General features: G+C 57.3%; 13 protein-coding genes. 12 read left to right on the forward strand and 1 reads right to left on the reverse strand.

What is annotated here, in order from left to right:
• Positions 1 to 19: 19 nt before the first annotated feature.
• The 10 genes from H8696_RS03915 to H8696_RS03960 all read left to right on the forward strand — a co-directional run bounded on the left by H8696_RS03915 (position 20) and on the right by H8696_RS03960 (position 16611).
• Positions 20 to 4276, forward strand: coding sequence for a phospholipid carrier-dependent glycosyltransferase (locus tag H8696_RS03915; RefSeq protein WP_249315054.1), 4257 nt, complete (start codon positions 20 to 22; stop codon positions 4274 to 4276).
• A gap of 12 nt (positions 4277 to 4288) precedes the next feature.
• Positions 4289 to 5809 (forward strand): YifB family Mg chelatase-like AAA ATPase, encoded by a 1521-nt coding sequence (locus H8696_RS03920; RefSeq protein WP_249315055.1) that lies wholly within the window; start codon positions 4289 to 4291, stop codon positions 5807 to 5809.
• 3 nt (positions 5810 to 5812) lie between these two features.
• Entirely contained in the window at positions 5813 to 6928 is a 1116-nt protein-coding gene (dprA, locus tag H8696_RS03925) for a DNA-processing protein DprA (protein ID WP_249315056.1), read from the forward strand.
• Between the two features lie 21 nt (positions 6929 to 6949).
• Positions 6950 to 9046 (forward strand): type I DNA topoisomerase, encoded by a 2097-nt coding sequence (gene topA, locus H8696_RS03930; RefSeq protein ID WP_249315057.1) that lies wholly within the window; start codon positions 6950 to 6952, stop codon positions 9044 to 9046.
• Between the two features lies 1 nt (position 9047).
• Positions 9048 to 10361: a methylenetetrahydrofolate--tRNA-(uracil(54)-C(5))-methyltransferase (FADH(2)-oxidizing) TrmFO gene (gene trmFO / locus H8696_RS03935; protein ID WP_249315058.1), complete on the forward strand. Its 1314-nt coding sequence runs from the start codon at positions 9048 to 9050 to the stop codon at positions 10359 to 10361.
• Positions 10362 to 10407: 46 nt separating this feature from the next.
• The gene (gene hslV / locus H8696_RS03940) at positions 10408 to 10950 is read left to right on the forward strand and encodes an ATP-dependent protease subunit HslV (protein ID WP_249315059.1); all 543 of its coding nucleotides are present in this window, start codon (positions 10408 to 10410) and stop codon (positions 10948 to 10950) included.
• The gene (gene hslU, locus H8696_RS03945) at positions 10944 to 12317 is read left to right on the forward strand and encodes an ATP-dependent protease ATPase subunit HslU (protein WP_249315060.1); all 1374 of its coding nucleotides are present in this window, start codon (positions 10944 to 10946) and stop codon (positions 12315 to 12317) included. Before hslV ends, hslU begins: the two co-directional genes overlap by 7 nt.
• 81 nt (positions 12318 to 12398) lie before the next feature.
• A complete protein-coding gene (locus H8696_RS03950) occupies positions 12399 to 14789 on the forward strand; it encodes a sugar phosphate nucleotidyltransferase (protein WP_249315061.1) in 2391 nt (796 codons plus the stop codon).
• 114 nt (positions 14790 to 14903) lie between these two features.
• The gene (locus H8696_RS03955; RefSeq protein ID WP_249315062.1) at positions 14904 to 15782 is read left to right on the forward strand and encodes a DegV family protein; all 879 of its coding nucleotides are present in this window, start codon (positions 14904 to 14906) and stop codon (positions 15780 to 15782) included.
• A 19-nt stretch (positions 15783 to 15801) separates the two neighbouring features.
• The gene (locus tag H8696_RS03960) at positions 15802 to 16611 is read left to right on the forward strand and encodes a 5-deoxy-glucuronate isomerase (RefSeq protein ID WP_249315063.1); all 810 of its coding nucleotides are present in this window, start codon (positions 15802 to 15804) and stop codon (positions 16609 to 16611) included.
• Positions 16612 to 16653: 42 nt separating this feature from the next.
• Here H8696_RS03960 and H8696_RS03965 read toward each other — a convergent pair whose 3' ends face one another.
• On the reverse strand, positions 16654 to 17022 hold the full coding sequence (locus tag H8696_RS03965; protein ID WP_249315064.1) for a metal-dependent transcriptional regulator: 369 nt from the start codon (positions 17020 to 17022) through the stop codon (positions 16654 to 16656).
• 202 nt (positions 17023 to 17224) lie between these two features.
• On the opposite strand from H8696_RS03965, the gene H8696_RS03970 reads away from it, so the two are divergent.
• Positions 17225 to 17437, forward strand: coding sequence for a FeoA family protein (locus tag H8696_RS03970; protein ID WP_249315065.1), 213 nt, complete (start codon positions 17225 to 17227; stop codon positions 17435 to 17437).
• Positions 17438 to 17450: 13 nt separating this feature from the next.
• Positions 17451 to 17672, forward strand: coding sequence for a FeoA family protein (locus tag H8696_RS03975; protein ID WP_249315066.1), 222 nt, complete (start codon positions 17451 to 17453; stop codon positions 17670 to 17672).
• The last annotated feature ends 24 nt before the right edge of the window (positions 17673 to 17696 follow it).

Raw genomic sequence — 17696 nt, forward strand, 5'->3', positions numbered from 1 at the left:
GAAGAACAGGTGAAGATCATTGAAGAAGACGCTTTTCACGTGGACACTGATCGTTCTTGTCCTTGCCGTCTTTTCCGGCGCGGCTTTTGCGGAGGGGTCCAACCTGGCGGTAAATTCCGGCTTCGAGGAAAACTCCGGCGGCCTTCCGGCAGCCTGGAGCATTGACGAATGGGAGGGCGCGGACAGCGCCGCCGTCTTCCTGATGGAAGCGGGGGGCATGGACGGCGGGACCTGTTTGTCCATTGAGAACCCTACGGAGAACGACGCACGCATGGTGCAGCAGATCGATGTGGAGCCGAACAGCCTTTACAGAATCAGCGCCTACGTGAAGACTGAAGGGCGCCTCGGGGGCGGAACGGCGGGAGCCAACGTTTCGGTGATCGGCACTGTGGCCATCTCCTCCGGCGTGCTTGAAGCCAAGGACTGGCAGAAGGTGGAGATGTACGGTCAGACGGGGAGTGGTCAAAAGACCATGTCCGTGGGCGTGCGTCTTGGCGGCTATTATCAAAACGCCGTGGGCAAGGCCTATTTTGACCAGGTGGAAGTGGTCAAGGTGGACCAGGTGCCCGATGGAGCCAAGATTCAAAACATTGAGATTCAGCAGACCTCCTCGGATGACGAAGCGGCGGCCTCCACGGCTACGCCCACCGGCACCCGGATGAAGGTGCTGCTTTTTGCCATGATCTATGCGGTGATCTTCTACGGCCTGTACCGCTGGCTCCGTAAGGCCCGGGACCCCTTCGAGACGGAGGAGGGGCTGAAGCGCGAAAAAATGCTGATCGCCTTTTTGATGGTGGCTGCGGTGGTCCTGCGCCTTGCCATCGGTTATTTCCATTCGGGCCTGGAATTCGATCTCAACTGCTTTACCAGCTGGTCCAAGACCGCCTATGAAGGCGGCCCGGCCAACCTATACGATTACAGCCAGTATCTGGAACGGGCCTGCGATTACCCGCCGGGATACCTGTATGTCCTGTACATTTTGGGCTGGATCGCTTCCCTATTGCATCTGGAGGCGGGAACGCCAGCCATGATTCTTTTGATGAAGCTGCCCAGCATCATCACCGATATGGTGCTTGGCGTTATGATCTACCGGATCGCAAGAAAGCATCTCAAAGGCCAAGGCGCCCTGGTGCTGGCGGCCTTGTATCTGCTGAACCCCGCGGTGATCCTGAACAGCAGCGCCTGGGGCCAGGTGGATGGGTTCTTCACCCTGTTCCTTATCCTTTGTACCTATTATGCGGCCACCAAACGGCTCACCTGGGCGGCGCTGTTTTATACCATTGCCCTTTTGGTGAAGCCTCAGGCCATCATGTTTGCACCCATTTTGCTCTTCCCGTTCATTCATAGTTTCCTCGGGAAGGACGCGGACCGCAGGAAGGCTTTAAAGACGCTTTTGATCAGCGTGGGTCTCAGCCTCGCGGTGTTTATCGCACTCAGCCTGCCCTTCATCATCAAGCAGGACAGTCCTCTTGCCTTCCTTTACAATCAATACGTGGGCACGGTGGGGCAGTACACCTACAGCTCCCTCAACGCCTTCAACTTCTATGCCCTTATCGGGTGCAATTACCTGCACATGGACGCCCTGCCGGTCACCATCCTGACCGTCCTGGCAGTGGTATCCGTGATGGTGTTCGTAAGCTATCTCTACTTCAAGCGCCGCAGGTATTCGAGCGTATTCATGGTGGGAGCCGTTCTCATCAGCTGGATGTACACGCTGGCGCCCATGATGCACGAAAGGTATCTGTTTCCGCTGATCGCCCTTTTGACAGGGGCCTATGTGGTCCACCGGGACCGCAGGCTCCTCATCGCGCTTGGCCTGTCCAGCATACTGCACTATCTCAACACGGTGATGATTCTGTCCATGTACCCCAGCGTTCTTGCCGGGGATGCCTGGGTGTATATCATCGCTTTCGGCCAGGTGGCCATGTTCTTCTATCTCATGTACGTGGCTCTGGATATTTTCGTGCTCCGGGCAAATAAGAAGCCTCTTGCGCCGGAGCCGCTTGACAGCGCGGATGGCGACATCCACCGCCGCATCTTCGATGCCCCGGCCAGAATCAGGACCACCCGGCGGGAGATGCTGGTGGTGGCGGCGCTCACGGTTATCTATGCCGCGATTGCCCTCGTCAACCTCGGCGATACCACCGCTCCAGCCACCTATTGGGAGCCCAAGGCCTATGACAGTGTGAGCGTGGAACTTCAAAGCGGCGAGCCCGTTCAGCGGGTATACTACTACGCCGGCGTGGGCAAGGGATCCATTCGTCTGGAGGGCTCCGAGGACGGCGCGAGCTGGTATTTGCTTACTGAGCTGGAGCACGACATGGGGGACATGTTCAAATGGCTGTATGAGGACGTGAACGCTGACTGCCGCTATATTCGGGTGACCGCTCTGGACGCGGGCCAGCCCCTATTTGAAATGGCGTTTCTGGACGGCGGCCAGCAGCCCCTGCCTCTCACCGTGACCGCTTCCACCGACGGCAGGGGGGAGAGCCTGTTTGACGAACAGTCCATCGTCCCCGTGAAGCCCACGTACATGAACAGCATGTATTTTGATGAGATCTACCACGCCCGTACGGCCTACGAGCAGCTTCATGATCTTAGCATCTATGAGACCACCCATCCGCCGCTTGGCAAGACGCTGATCTCCCTTGGGGTGTCCTTGTTTGGCATGACGCCCTTCGGCTGGCGAATTGTGGGCACGGTATTTGGCATCTTCATGGTACCGGTGTTCTATGCTCTGGCCCGGGCGATTCTGAAGAAGCACCGCTATGCCCTTTTTTCCACGGTGCTTTTCACCTTCGATCTCATGCACTTTGCCCAGACCCGGATCTCCACCATCGACGTCTATGCGGTTTTCTTCATCATGCTGATGTACCTGTTCATGTTCAAGTACATGCAGCTGAGCTACAACCGGGAGCCGCTTAAAAAGACGCTGCTGCCGCTGGCCCTTTCCGGCATTATTTTTGGTATCGGCTGCGCCAGCAAGTGGATCGTGATCTATGGCGGCGGCGGACTGGCGCTGCTGTTCCTATACACCCTCTACCAGCGCTACCAGGAGTACAACTACGCCTTGAAGCGTCTGGGCATTCAGGTTCAGGAGGGCGCCAATTTCTTTGTGCCCTTCAACCGCTACACTTTCATGACCACGGCGGCCATCGTGCTTATCAGCATCGCTTCGGTGCTCTACGGCATTATTGAGGCCCTCAAACCTTACATGGGCGGCGCAGCCGCTTTTGAAGCCGGGGGAATTTCGCCCTGGATTTTCATTGGCGTTGGCGGAGTGATCATGATCGCGGCCTATATCTTCGCCTGGCGCTGCTGCCAAAAGGACAGGGCCTATCTGGCGAAGTATTATCCTGACGCCACGGGCCAGCTGATCAAGCTGCGCGCCATCGTGCTGGACTACAAGCTGAACACCCTGCGCATCCTCGGATTCTGCATCATCTTCTTCGTGCTGGTGCCGGTGGGAATCTATGCGCTCTCCTATCTGCCCCTCATCCGGATACCCGGCTATGATGCGAGCTATATTCTCAGCAATCAGGTCAGCATGTTCAACTATCACGGCGGGCTTACGGCGGACCACCCCTTCCAGTCGCCCTGGTATCAGTGGCCGCTCATGCTCAGACCCATCTGGTTCTATCAGGGCAAGCCCATGGAACCGGGCATGGTTTCCTCCATCGTCTCTTTGGGCAATCCCCTGGTGTGGTGGAGCGGCTTTATTGCCTTTGCCATGCTGGTGGTGAAATCCATTCGGAAAAAGCGCGTCAGCAACGGTGTCTGGGTCATGCTGGTGGGTTTTGCCTTCCAGTTCCTGCCCTGGGTCATGGTCAGCCGGGTCACCTTCATCTATCACTATTTCGCATCCCTGCCCTTTGTGGTGCTGGCCTTGGGCTACGCCTATAAAAAGTGGGATGAGGACCGGGAACCGAACAGTTGGCAGTGGACGCTGCCCTTCACCATCGGTCTTGGCGCAGTGGCTGGCTGTCTTGCCTATTCGGTGCTGAAAATCTTTGTGACCATGAACCTTACTGTGACCATTATCACCCTTGTGGCCTTCATGCTCTTGGGCATACTTGCCGTGGGCGCGCTGTACCGCTATGGGTTCATGAACAAGGATCCTTTGATGCAGCATAAACGCATGAACTATGTGATGGCGGCCTTTGTGGTGATGGTGATCGCGCTGTTCGCCATGTTCTATCCTGTCGTCTCCGGCATGGATATGACGAAGGGTTACATGGAGTTCATCCGCTGGCTGCCGTCCTGGACCTTCGGTTAAGGGGGGGAAGTCATGTTTACGCGGACTCTAAGCATCGGCCTGTGGGGCGTGGAGGGCTATCCGGTGTCCATTGAAGTGGACATCGCCAACGGCCTTCCGGCCTTTGATATCGTGGGCCTGCCCGATGCCTCGGTCAAGGAGGCCAAGGAGCGGGTCCGCTCCGCCATCCGCAACAGCGGTCTTGAGTTTCCGGTGCAGCGCATCACCATCAACATGGCGCCCTCGGACCGAAGAAAAGCGGGCGCGGCCTTCGATCTTCCCATGGCCCTTGGCATTTTGGCGGCCACTGGCCAGCTGCCGATGGAGGCTCTCACGATGCCCTTTATCGGCGGACTTTCACTTGACGGGGCCATCGCGCCGGTGCGGGGTGTGCTGCCGGCCGTTGTGGCCGCGGCGAGGCTTGGATTTCATGAAATATGTGTTCCCGAGGTCTCCGCAAAGGAGGGCGCCCTGGTGGAGGGGGTTCGGCTTTTGGAGGCGAGGGATCTGAAAACCCTGGTGGCCCAGCTTTCCGGCGATGCGCCAAAGGTTTATGCAAATCCTGGAATGACCTCGGCTGAACCCTACCGCGGCGTGGACTTTGCGGATATCATGGGCCAAAGAGCCGCCAAACGGGCTCTCGAGATTGCGGCGGCAGGCGGCCACAATGTGATTATGATCGGACCGCCGGGTTCGGGCAAGACGATGCTGGCCAAAAGCCTGCCCGGCATTTTGCCGGAGCTCGATTTTGAGGAGGCGCTGGAGGTGACCATGCTGCACAGCGTGGTGCGGCCCGCGGGTGAGATTCAAGGCCTCATCCGGACGAGACCCTTTCGGGCGCCGCACACCTCCGCTTCCGTCAATTCCCTGATCGGGGGCGGCGGCTATGCCCGGCCGGGCGAGATCAGCCTCGCCCATCTCGGCGTGCTTTTTTTGGATGAACTGCCTGAATTTCCCCGTTCCGTTCTGGAAAGCCTGCGCCAGCCCATGGAGGACGGCGTGGTCAATATCACCCGGGTGAACGGTATGGTGAGCTATCCCGCGAGGTTCATGCTGGTTGCCGGTATGAATCCGTGCCCCTGCGGAAACTATGGTTCGGCTAAGAAGGAATGCCGGTGTACGCCCATGCAGATTCGAAGATACCTTGGGCGGATCAGCGGGCCGCTTCTGGACCGCATTGATATTCATGTGGATGTGCAGCCGGTGGACTACGATGAGCTCACCCGGAAGGGCAGGGAGGAGTCCTCCGCCAAGGTCCGGGAACGGGTGGAGGCCGCCCGGGCTATCCAGCGAAAGCGGTACAAGGCGGAGGGAATCCGCTTCAACGCGGAGCTTGGCGCGGGCAGCCTTAAACGCTACTGCACGCCCTCCGCGGAAGGGGAGAGCCTTCTGCGCATGGCCCATGAGAGCCTCGGACTGTCGCCCCGGGCCTATACCCGTATTTTGAAGATGGCCAGAACCATTGCGGATCTTTCAGGCCAGGAGGAGATTGGCGCGGCCCAGGTGGCGGAGGCCATCCAATACCGCACGCTGGATAAGAAGTATTGGGGGTAAATCATGAAGGAGGAAAGTCGGTACCTGGTGTGGCTGTCCAGCCTCATCGATGTGAGCGTGGCGCAAAGAAAGCGTCTGTTGGATCATTACGGTTCGGCAAAGGAGCTTTTCCATGCAGCCGCGGAGGACCGCCTGCCCCGTTCGGGTATTTCCGCGAAGGCCCGTGCGGCGCTGCGCCATGCCAGCTTTGAAAATGTTATCGATGAATATCTGGAACGGCTGGACCGGGAGAAAATCCATGTGGCAACCTTGGCCGATGAATTTTATCCGAAGCTGCTTTCCAGCATCTATGATCCGCCGGTGGCGCTCTACGCCAAGGGCAGAGGAAAACTGAACAGGATTCTGGAACGTTCGCTAACCGTGGTGGGAACGAGGCGATGCACGAGTTACGGCAAACAGGCCGCCATGCTGCTGGGTGAGAATCTGGGCGAAGCCGGGGTCAGCGTGGTCTCGGGAATGGCCCGGGGCATTGACAGCATGGCGCAGGAGGGATGTCTCAAGTCGGGCCAGCCGGTGGTCGCCGTCCTTGGCTGCGGTGTGGATGTCATTTACCCCAAGGAGGAGGCCGGACTTTACCAGCGAATCATGGAAAACGGGGTGATCCTCTCCGAGTTTCCGCCGGGAACGCCGCCTCTCAAACAGAATTTTCCTCAGCGCAACCGCATCATGGCCGGTCTCACGCCCGGCGTCATCGTCATTGAGGCGGGAAAGGGTTCGGGTGCGCTCATCACTGCCAATCTGGCCCTTGAGGAAAACCGCGAGGTTTTCGTGGTGCCCGGGAATATCACTTCGCCGCAAAGCGCCGGTTCAAACGCGCTGCTGCGTCTTGGCGCGGCGCCTCTTTTGGATGTTTGGGACGCTATGGAGGCGCTGAGATGGGGCGAGCGGCCTGTGCCCGGTCAAAAACCCGAGGCCGGAGAAGCCGCACCGGAGCTTTTGGGGGACGAACTTGCTCTTTGGACCGCTCTTGGAGAAGGGGAGTGCGGAATTGAGGAATTGGCGGAAAAAACGGGACTAGCCATGGATCGACTGAATACGTTCTTGACAATCCTAGAATTTCGAGGAATAATAAAGCAACTCCCAGGCAAACGGTTCGTCCGCATGGCCGGGATTCAATGAAACCACGCATGGAGGTATCTGATGGCAGCAGCGAAAGCACCCAAACTGGTGATTGTGGAGTCGCCCGCCAAGGCGAAAACCATTGGAAAGTTTCTGGGCAAGGGGTATAAAGTGGAAGCTTCCAATGGACATGTGCGGGATCTCCCCAAAAGCCAGATCGGTATTGATATTGAACATGGATTCGAGCCCCGTTATATCACGATTCGTGGACGGGGTGAAATTTTGGACAGAATCAAGAAGGACGCCAAGAGTGCCAGCAAGGTGCTGGTGGCAACTGACCCTGACCGTGAAGGCGAGGCCATTGCATGGCATCTGATGCACATTTTGAACATCGACGAGAAGAAGAACTGCCGCATCGAATTCAATGAGATCACCAAAAGAGCGGTTCAGGAGGCCGTGAAAAAGCCCCGGGCCATCGACAAGAATCTGGTGGATGCCCAGCAGGCAAGGCGGGTGCTGGACCGGCTGGTGGGCTACAAGATCAGTCCGCTGCTTTGGGCCAAGATCAAGAAGGGCCTTTCCGCCGGAAGGGTGCAATCGGTGGCCATGCGCATCATCTGTGACCGTGAGGACGAGATTCGTGCCTTTGTGCCCGAGGAGTTCTGGACGCTGGACGTGAAGCTTACCACCGGCGCGCCTAGGGGCGAATTCATGGCCAAGTACATCCTGGACGACAACGGCAGAATCAAGGACCCGGAACTGGTCCACAAGGTCAAAGCCGATATCGAGAAAAAGCCCTTTATCGTCACGGATATTAAGGAAGGGGAGCGGCGGCAAAACCCCGCGGCGCCCTATACCACCAGCCAGCTTCAGCAGGACGCGGCGAGAAAGCTTGGCTTCACCACGAAAAAAACCATGATGCTCGCCCAGCAGCTCTATGAGGGCGTGGATATCAAGGGCGAGGGCACGGTGGGCCTTATCACCTATATCCGTACCGATTCCACCCGGCTTTCCCAGGAAGCGCAGGCTGCGGCAAGAGAGCATATCACCCAGCATTTTGGGGCCGAGTATCTGCCAGACAAACCCAATGAGTTTAAGGGCAAGAAGGGCGCGCAGGACGCCCATGAGGCCATCCGCGCCACCTCGGTGGCCTATACGCCGGAGCGGCTTAAGGAGTCCCTCTCCAGAGAGCAGTACCGCCTTTATAAGATGATCTACAACCGCTTTTTGGGCAGCCAGATGAGGCCTGCCGTCTATGCCACCATGCAGGTGAGCCTCACAGCCGGCGAGCATCAGTTCCGGGCCAATGGTTCCCGCCTCATCTTCAAAGGGTTCCTCGCCGCGGTGGGCGTGGAGAAAAATGAGCACGACACCACACTGCCGGGGCTTCAGGTGGGCCAGAAGGTCAAACTGGTGGAAGCGGAGGAGGAACAGCACTTCACCCAGCCGCCGCCGCGCTACAATGAAGCGTCCCTGGTGCGCACGCTGGAGGAGAAGGGCATCGGGCGGCCCAGCACCTATGCACCCACCATCTCCACCATTTTGGACCGGGGCTACGTGGTCAGGGAGCAGCGCACCCTCTTTCCGACGGAGCTTGGCGAGATCGTGACCAAGCTGATGAAAAACTATTTCTCCGACATCGTGGATGTGGAGTTTACCGCCGATATGGAGGACCGCCTGGATGCGGTGGAGGAGGGCGATCAGGACTGGAAGAAGATCGTCTCCGACTTCTACGGCCCCTTTGCTAAAACCTTGGAAAAAGCGGAGGAAGCCATCGAGAAGGTGGAGGTAAAGGACGAGGTTTCGGACGTTCAGTGCGAGAAGTGCGGGGCCATGATGGTCTACAAGATGGGCCGGTTCGGCAAATTTCTGGCCTGCCCGAACTATCCTGAATGCCGCAATACCAAAGCCATTGTGAAAAAGCTGGAGGACGTGCCCTGTCCCAAGTGCGGGGCGGGCATCATCATCCGCCGCACCAAGAAGGGCCGCACCTTCTATGGCTGTGAGGCTTATCCCGATTGTGATTTTATCTCCTGGGATCAGCCGGTGAAGGAAAAGTGTCCGAAATGCCACAGCTACATGGTCCTTAAGCGGGATCGAAGCGGGAAAAAGACCCACGTATGCTCCAACGGCGAATGCGGCTACCGGGAGACGGTGTCCGAAGGAAAGGACGGCTGAAGTGAAAGTCAGGATTGTCGGCGGAGGACTGGCTGGATGCGAAGCCGCATGGCAGCTGGCCCGCCGGGGACATGAGGTGGAGCTTTGGGAGATGAAGCCGGAAAAATATACTCCGGCTCACAGCAATCCCGATCTTGGAGAGCTGGTCTGCAGCAACTCCCTTAAAAGCAATGAACTCACCAGCGCATCTGGCCTGCTCAAGCAGGAGATGCGCCTTTTTGGATCTCTCATCATTGCGACGGCGGACGCTGTGCGGGTACCGGCGGGTTCGGCGCTGGCCGTGGACCGGGACGCCTTTGCAAGAACCCTGACCGAACGGGTGAAAAGCGAGCCCCGCATCACTGTGCTGGCGGGGGAGGTGGAACGGCTTGATCCCGAAATTCCCACCATTGTGGCCACCGGTCCGCTCACTTCGGATGCTCTGGCCGACCATATCGCGGAGCTCTTGGGTCTTGAGCGGCTCTACTTCTATGATGCGGAAGCGCCCATTGTTAGTGCCGAATCGCTGAACATGGATGTGGTCTTTGCCGCTTCCCGATACGGCAAGGGAGAGGACTATCTCAACTGTCCCATGAACCGGGAAGAATATGAGGCCTTCTGGCATGCGCTGGTGGAGGCGAAGACCGCGCCGGTTCATGGTTTTGAGGATAAGAAGGTCTTTGAGGCCTGCATGCCGGTGGAGACGCTGGCGAAGCGCGGTCCAAGAACCCTGGCCTTTGGTCCCTTGAGACCGGTGGGGCTCATCGATCCCAAGACGGAGCGCCGGCCCTATGCGACGGTGCAGCTCCGGAAGGAGAATCTGGAGGGAACTCTTTACAACATCGTGGGCTTTCAGACCCGGCTCACCTATGGCGAGCAAAAGCGGGTCTTTGGCATGATTCCCGGTCTTGAAGACGCGGAATTTGTCCGCTACGGCGTGATGCACCGAAACACCTATCTGCCGGCGCCGGACCATTTAAACGCCAGGTTCCAGACGGTAAAGCTGCCGAACCTGTTTTTTGCAGGCCAGATCACCGGCGTTGAAGGCTACGTGGAATCGGCAGCCAGCGGCCTTATGGCGGCTATCCATATGGACCGCTATTTGAAGGCGCTTGCGCCGGTGGATTTTGGCCCGCGCACCATGCTCGGAGCGCTCAGCCGCCATATTGGAACCCCCGCCGTCAACTACCAGCCCATGAACGCCAATTTTGGCATTCTGGAGCCTTTGCCGGAGCGAATCCGGGGCAAGAAGGAAAAGTACGGCGTGTTGGCTAAAAGATCCCTGGCGGAACTGGAGCGGCTGATTGAAGGGATGCAGCTGCGTCCCGCCGACTAAACAAATGCGGACTTGAAATAAGTTTGAAGATTGCGAGGAAAGACTTATGAATTTTGAAGGTACGACGATCGTGGCCGTGTGCCGGGACGGCGTTTGCGCCATGGCGGGCGACGGCCAGGTGACCATGGGCGAGAATACGGTCATGAAGAATTCTGCGAAGAAGGTTAAAAAGCTCTTTCACGACAAGGTGGCGGTGGGTTTCGCCGGTTCGGTGGCCGACGCCTTCACATTGTCGGAGAAGTTTGAGGGCAAACTGGAACAGTGCGGCGGAAACCTTCGGCGGGCGGCGGTGGATCTGGCCAAGGAATGGCGGGGGGACAACATCCTGCGCAAGCTGGAGGCGCTGCTTCTTGTCAGCGATGGCGCTGAGATCCTGGTGATCTCCGGAAACGGGGAAGTAATCGACCCGGATGATGGCATCGCGGCCATCGGCTCCGGCGGAAACTATGCCCTTGCGGCGGCGCGGGCGCTTTCCCAGAACACCGGGCTTTCGCCCTCCGAGATTGCGGAGAAGGCCATTCGTATTGCCAGCTCCATCTGCATCTTTACCAACGACCATATCACCGTGGAGGAAATCAGATCATGTTGACGCCAAAACAAATTGTGGATGAACTGGGCCGCTACATCGTGGGCCAGGACGAGGCCAAGCGGGCGGTAGCCATTGCGCTTAGGAACCGGTACAGAAGAAGCCGGCTCCCGAAGGATGTCCAGGAGGAGATCACGCCGAAAAATATCATCATGATGGGCCCCACCGGTGTGGGCAAGACGGAGATCGCAAGACGGCTGGCAAAGCTGGTGGAGGCTCCCTTTGTCAAGGTGGAGGCCACCAAGTTCACCGAGGTGGGCTATGTGGGCCGGGACGTGGAGTCCATGGTCCGGGATCTTATGGAGGCCTCGATGCGGCTGGTCAAGGAAAAGAAGATGAAGGAAGTGGAAGCCCAGGCCGCGGCCAATGCCGAAGAACGGCTGGTCCGCATTCTGGTTCCGGGCAAGCATAAGGATAAAAAATCCACGCCCTTTGACTTTTTAATGGGCCGGGAGGATGAAGAACAGCCCAAGCTGGAGGATAAGGAAAGCAGTGAGATCCAGCAGCGCCGCCAAGGCGTGCGCCAGGCTCTCCGGGCGGGCACCCTGGACAACTCCGTGCTGGAGATGGAGGTGGAGGAGAACGGTCCCACCCTGGAGCTCATGCCCGGCATGGGTGAGGGCGTCAATCTCCAGGATATGTTTGGCGGCATGCTCCCCAAAAAGAAGAAGAAGCGCAAGATGAAGCTGAAGGAAGCCCGTCAGTACCTGGAGCAGGAGGAGGCTCAAAAGCTTATCGACATGGACGAGGTGACCGAGATTGCCCGGGAGAAGGCGGAAAACGAGGGCATCCTGTTTATCGACGAAATCGATAAGATCGCGGGACGAAACGGAAGCTCCGGTCCGGACGTGTCCCGGGAAGGGGTGCAGCGGGATATTCTGCCCATCGTGGAGGGTTCCACGGTGGTCACAAAATACGGACCGGTAAAAACAGATTACATCCTGTTTATTGCGGCGGGTGCATTCCATGTCTCCAAGGTTTCCGATCTCATTCCCGAGCTGCAGGGCCGCTTCCCTATCACTGTATCGCTGGAGAATCTTACCGCCGAGGATTTCAGGCGCATCCTCACCCAGCCGGAAAACGCGGTGACCAAGCAGTACGAGCAGCTTCTTGCCACCGACAACGTGAAATTGACCTTCACCGAGGACGCCATTTCGGCCATTGCGGAGAACGCCTTTTGGATGAACAAAAACAGTGAGAACATTGGCGCCCGGCGGCTTCACACCGTGGTGGAGCTCCTGCTGGAGGACATCTCCTTTAACGCGACCGGCGATCATCCGCTGGTGGAAGTGGTGGTGGACAAGAAGTATGTGGAGGACCATATGGCCTCCGTCATGTCCGAACAGGATGTGAGCCGCTATATCCTGTAAAAACCATCGAATCAAATAGAATAGTCTTGCTGTAACCGGCACAAAATAGGGATACTCCATTTTTGCGGAAAGGATGATCCCATGAAAGCGGTTATTATGGCGGGCGGCGAGGGTTCGAGGCTTCGGCCGCTGACCTGCGGTCTGCCCAAGCCCCTGGTGCCCATCCTGGGTAAACCGGTGATGGCCTACGGGTTGCAGCTGCTAAAGCATTATGGGGTTGTGAATATAGGCGCAACCCTTTGTTTTTTACCCCAAAAAATTGAGCAGGAATTCGGTGACGGAGAGGAATACGGCGTGAAGCTCTCCTACTTCCGGGAGGACAAACCTCTTGGCACCGCGGGCAGCATAAAAAATGCCGAAGGTTTTTTGGATGAACCCTTCATCGTTTTGAGCGGCGATGCGCTGACGGACATCGATCTTGGCGCGGTGATGGATTTTCACCGGGAGAAGGGCGCGCTGGTGACATTGGTCACCGTCCGGCGGGAACGGCCCCTCGAATACGGCGTGATCGTATCGGATGAGAACGGCCGGGTGCGGCGCTACCTGGAAAAACCCCATTGGGGGCAGGTCTTCAGCGATCAGGTGAACACCGGCATCTATGTGATGGAGCGGGAAGTGCTGGAGTTCATCCCGCAGGACCAGAAATTTGATTTCAGCAACGATCTGTTTCCTTTGCTTCTCGAGCGGGGCCTGCCCTTCTATGCCTATCCGGCCAAGGGGTACTGGTGCGATATCGGCAATGTCCAGCAGTATATGCAGGCCCAGCGGGATTTTCTCAAAGGCGAGGTGTTTTTGAAAATGCCCATTGCCGCAAAGGAGGATGGCTTCTATATTCATCCCAGCGCCGCCGTTCATCCCGAGGCTGAACTTTCGGCGCCCTGTTTCATCGGTAGGGGCACGGTGGTGGAAGGCGGCGCGAAGATTGGCGCCTATACGGTGCTGGGGGAGGGCTGTCTTGTGGCGGGCGGCGCCAGGGTGGAACGGTCTGTCGCCTGGGACGGCGTTTGCTTCGGGGAAGAGAGCCGTGCCGAGGGCGCCGCGCTTTGCGCCGGTGTGCGCGTGGGTGAAGGGGCCCATGTGGAACAGGGCAGTGTCCTTGGAGAGAATGTACGGGTGGAGCGGGGTGCCCGGGTGCGGCCCTCAGCCATGATATGGCCGGAGAAACTCATTGAGGCGGAATCGGAAGCCCGGGGCAGTCTCATTTGGGGACAGAACAGCCGCGGACTTTTCCAAAACGAATGCATCGCCCTGAAGCGGGACGACTATCTTTCCCCGGCCTTTCTGGCCGCGCTGGGGGAAGCGGCGGGAGCCTTCTACGGCGGGGGTGTGGTGGGCGTGTCCGCCCTTGGCTCTGCGGTGGTGGATGTGGCCCGGCAGGCTTTTGTTGCCGGCCTGCAGTCCCAGGGCGTCCGGGTGATGGATCTTTTATGCGAACCGGGCGAGGTTCTGGGCCACGCCGTTCGGGAATTCAACTGGCAGGGCGGCGTCTTCCTATTTGAGCGGGCGGGCCAGGTCTATGTGCGCATGTTGGACACTTTGGGCCAGGCGCTCTCACCGGCCCAGGAGCGGAAGGTGGAAAACTTGTGGCAGCGGGGCGAATATCCGGTTAAGACCGGTGAAATCGTGCCGGTGGAGACCCATCGCAACGGTGCGGACCGCTATTTGGAGGACATGTTGAAGAGCCTTCCTCACGGGAATTTTTCAAAGGACTTCAAGGTTTGGATCAGCTGCGAGCACGAGGTCCTGGAGAAGTATGCGACCCAGTGTCTTCGAGCCCTCGGCTGTACGGTGCGGATCCGACCCATGAGCGATGATGGCGCGCCCATGGAGCGCTGTGACCTGGGCTTTATCTGGAAGGTCTATGGTAGCGCGTGGCTAGACGGCAAGGGCCGACGGGTTTCGGCGGACACAGTGCAGGGACTGCTTCTTGATGCCTGGTGTGAGGAGCACCCCGGTGAAACAGCGGTTCTGGCTCCAGACATGCCCCATGGATTGTCAGAAATTGTACGGCGTCATGGCGGTGAAGCAGTGCGCTGCAAAAGCGGTCAGTCGGAGCGGAGGCGGGCCGTGTTTCGAGCGGTAACACGGGAGAAGGCCGCCTGGAGTCAGGTCAATCTTTTGGAGGATCCGTTGATGGCCACCTTGTGGCTTCTCGCCGCTATGGACCGGCGCCGGATAAGCCTGGAGGGGTTGGCGGCGGAGCTGCCGACACTGTGCAGGTGTGAGCGGGAGATTCAGTGCCCCGTGGGCGCTAAGGGCCGAGTGATGCGCTCCCTCCTCGATCAAAACCGGGATTCTTTGGAGGAGGAGCAGATCGAGGGCGTGCGCCTGAGAACTGATCGGGGCTGGGCGTGGGTCCAGCCGGACCGAGTCCGGCCGGTGTTTCACGTCTATGGAGAGGCCGCGGATATGGAGGCCGCTGAGGAACTCACTGACTTCTATGTCCGGCAGATTGACGGGATGCTCCAATGATCTTTTTGTAAAAGGACGGAAATCATTCCGTCTTTTTTTGTTTACAAATTTGGACTATGAAAATGGTGTAAAATAGTATAAAATGAAAGCAATGAGCTACAGGGAGGAATTCTTTTGAGAGACTATGTGATCCTATCCGATTCCAATTCCGAAATGCCATTGGCTTTTCAACAGGAGCATCAAATCCCCTACATGCGTATGCCCTACACCCTGAACGACAAGGAGTATGCCTATGATCTTGGCGAGAACAAGGATAACGTGACCGAATTCTACAGCGCCATCCGGGCTGGCGCCATGCCCACGACCGCTCAGCGCAATCCCGCCGACTTTGTCGAATTCTTTCGGCCGCACCTGGAGGCGGGCAAGGACTTATTGTACATTTCATTCTCTTCGGGCATGAGCGGCAACCTCAACAGCGGCAGGCTGGCGGCGGAGATTCTACATGAGGAATTCCCCGATCAGCGAATTGAGATGGTGGACACGCTGAGCATATCCCTGGGTGAAGCGCTTCTTGTTTATTATGCGGTGATGAAAAAGGAAAGCGGCGCTTCCTTGGATGAAGTAAAAAACTGGGTGGCGGATAACGCCCTTCGGATGAACCACTGGTTCACGGTGCAGGACCTCAACCATCTAAAGCGGGGCGGGCGCATCAAGTCCAGTGCTGCATTCATGGGCACACTCATGGATATCAAACCTATTTTGACCGTGGATCGAGCCGGTGTGTGTGTGCCGGAGGAGAAGGTGAAGGGAAGAAAGCGTTCTTTGCGCACCCTCATCTCCCGGGTGGAATCGCTCATCGAGGCGCCGGAGGAGCAGGTCATCGGCATCGCTCATGGCGACTGTCTGGAGGATGCCCTCTTTGTGAAGGAAAAGATTATGCAGTCCATTCCTGTTAAGGACGTATGGGTCAATCTGGTGGGACCGGTGATCGGCACCCATGCAGGTCCCGATGTTCTGGGCGTGCTGTTCCTAGGCAAGGAACGCAAGTTTTAAGTTTAAGGAGGCATGAGAAATGATCATTCAAGGAGATAGCAGTCCTTTCCCCTTTGGGTACACGTCCATCGTCAAGATGAACGACGATAAGACCCGAAAAGCCGGTATGAATTTTGGCATTCTGGTGCTGAAAAAGGGCGAGGTCATGAACGGCAGCGGGGAAAAGTCGGGGAAGAAGGAGCGGGTGTGCGTGCTTCTTTCCGGAGAAGCCTGCTTTAGCTGGCGGGATCAGTCGGTGAACGTGGGCCGCACTTCCATCTGGACTCAAAAGCCCTGGTGTCTGCACGTTCCCAGCGGAGAATCCATGTCTATCCGCGCTCTGTCTGATCGTGCGGAAGTGGCTGTTTTGACCGCCTTCAACGATCGGGTTTTTGAACCTCATTTCTACGGCGGCGGCGAGGTAAAAAGCGAAGAACGGGGCAAGGGTATTTTGAACGATACCTCCGAACGTATCGTGCGCACCATTTTTGATTATAAGAGTGCGCCCCATTCCAATCTGGTTATCGGCGAGACCATAACCTTCCCCGGCAGGTGGTCCAGCTATCCGCCTCACAGCCATATGCAGCCGGAGATCTATCATTACCGCTTCACGCCGGACAATGGCTTTGGTCTTGCAGCGGTGGGGGAAAAGGCCTACAAGGTCTATAACAACGATACCCTGGTGATTACCGATAACATGACCCATCCCCAGGCCGCGGCGCCGGGATATGCCATGTACTATCTTTGGGCGATCCGTCACCTGCCCCAGGAACCCTATCTGGAGCCCAAGGACGACCCCAGTCATACCTGGATGCTGGAAAAGGATGCGAAGATTTGGCCCAACCGTTGATCAAAAAGTAAAGGAAAAGCCCGGCAGGCCGCCGGGCTTTTATCATTGCTTGGTTTGGGCATGGGCTTTGATCTTTTCGAAGCTTTCCTGGCTGATCACATGCTCAATCCGGCACGCGTCCTCCCGTGCGGTTTCCGGATCAACGCCGAGCGCCGTGAGATAGCGTGTGAGCAGCTGATGACGCTCATAGATGCGTTCGGCAATCTCGAGCCCCGACGGGGTGAGCGTGATGTATCCGGTATCATCCATAGTGATATAGCCGTTCTCCCGGAAGCGTTTCATGGCGTTGCTGATACTGGGCTTGGAAAACCCCAGATGGGCGGCGATATCAATGGAGCGCACCTGGCCGTTCTGCTGGCCGAGCATCAAGATGGCTTCCAAATAGTTTTCTGCGGATTCCTGAATTTTCATGGGCCCACCTCTTCTACTTGTTGATCTCTATATTATCATACCCAGTCTGCAATTTCAAATTGGTACTGTTCCCCAAGAAAAACTTGAAAAACCGATTGACAGTGAAGGGGGACAATGCTATATTAATAAAGGGTTAGTTAATACTAACCCATGTTTTGAAACTTTGGTTAGTTTGAGCTAACAAATTGGCTGGAGGTGTGATGTGATGCCCTTATCCATGATGCAGACGGGCGAGACCAATGCCATCAAAAAGGTGGGTGGCAAGGAAAAGACGAGAAGATTCCTCGAAGGCTTGGGTTTTGTTGTCGGAAGCGAGGTTACGGTGGTTTCGAAGCTTCAGGGCAATGTGATCGTTAATGTGAAGGATGCGAGAATCGCGATCAGCCAGGAAATGGCAAACCGGATCATGGTATGAAAGGAGTGGGCGTATGCAGACTTTGAAAGCAACTCCCTGTGGCAGGACTGTTACGGTCGTGAAGCTGCATGGAGAGGGAGCTGTCAAACGCAGGATCATGGACATGGGAATCACCCGGGGCTGTCAGGTGTATGTGCGCAAGGTGGCGCCGCTGGGCGACCCCATCGAGATCAACATCCGCGGCTATGAGCTGAGCCTGAGAAAGGCCGACGCGGAAATGGTGGAAGTCAAATGATTTTTTGCGCTATAGGGTTAGCAT

Source organism: Gehongia tenuis (assembly GCF_014384795.1).
Classification (GTDB): Bacteria; Bacillota; Clostridia; order Christensenellales; family NSJ-53; genus Gehongia; species Gehongia tenuis.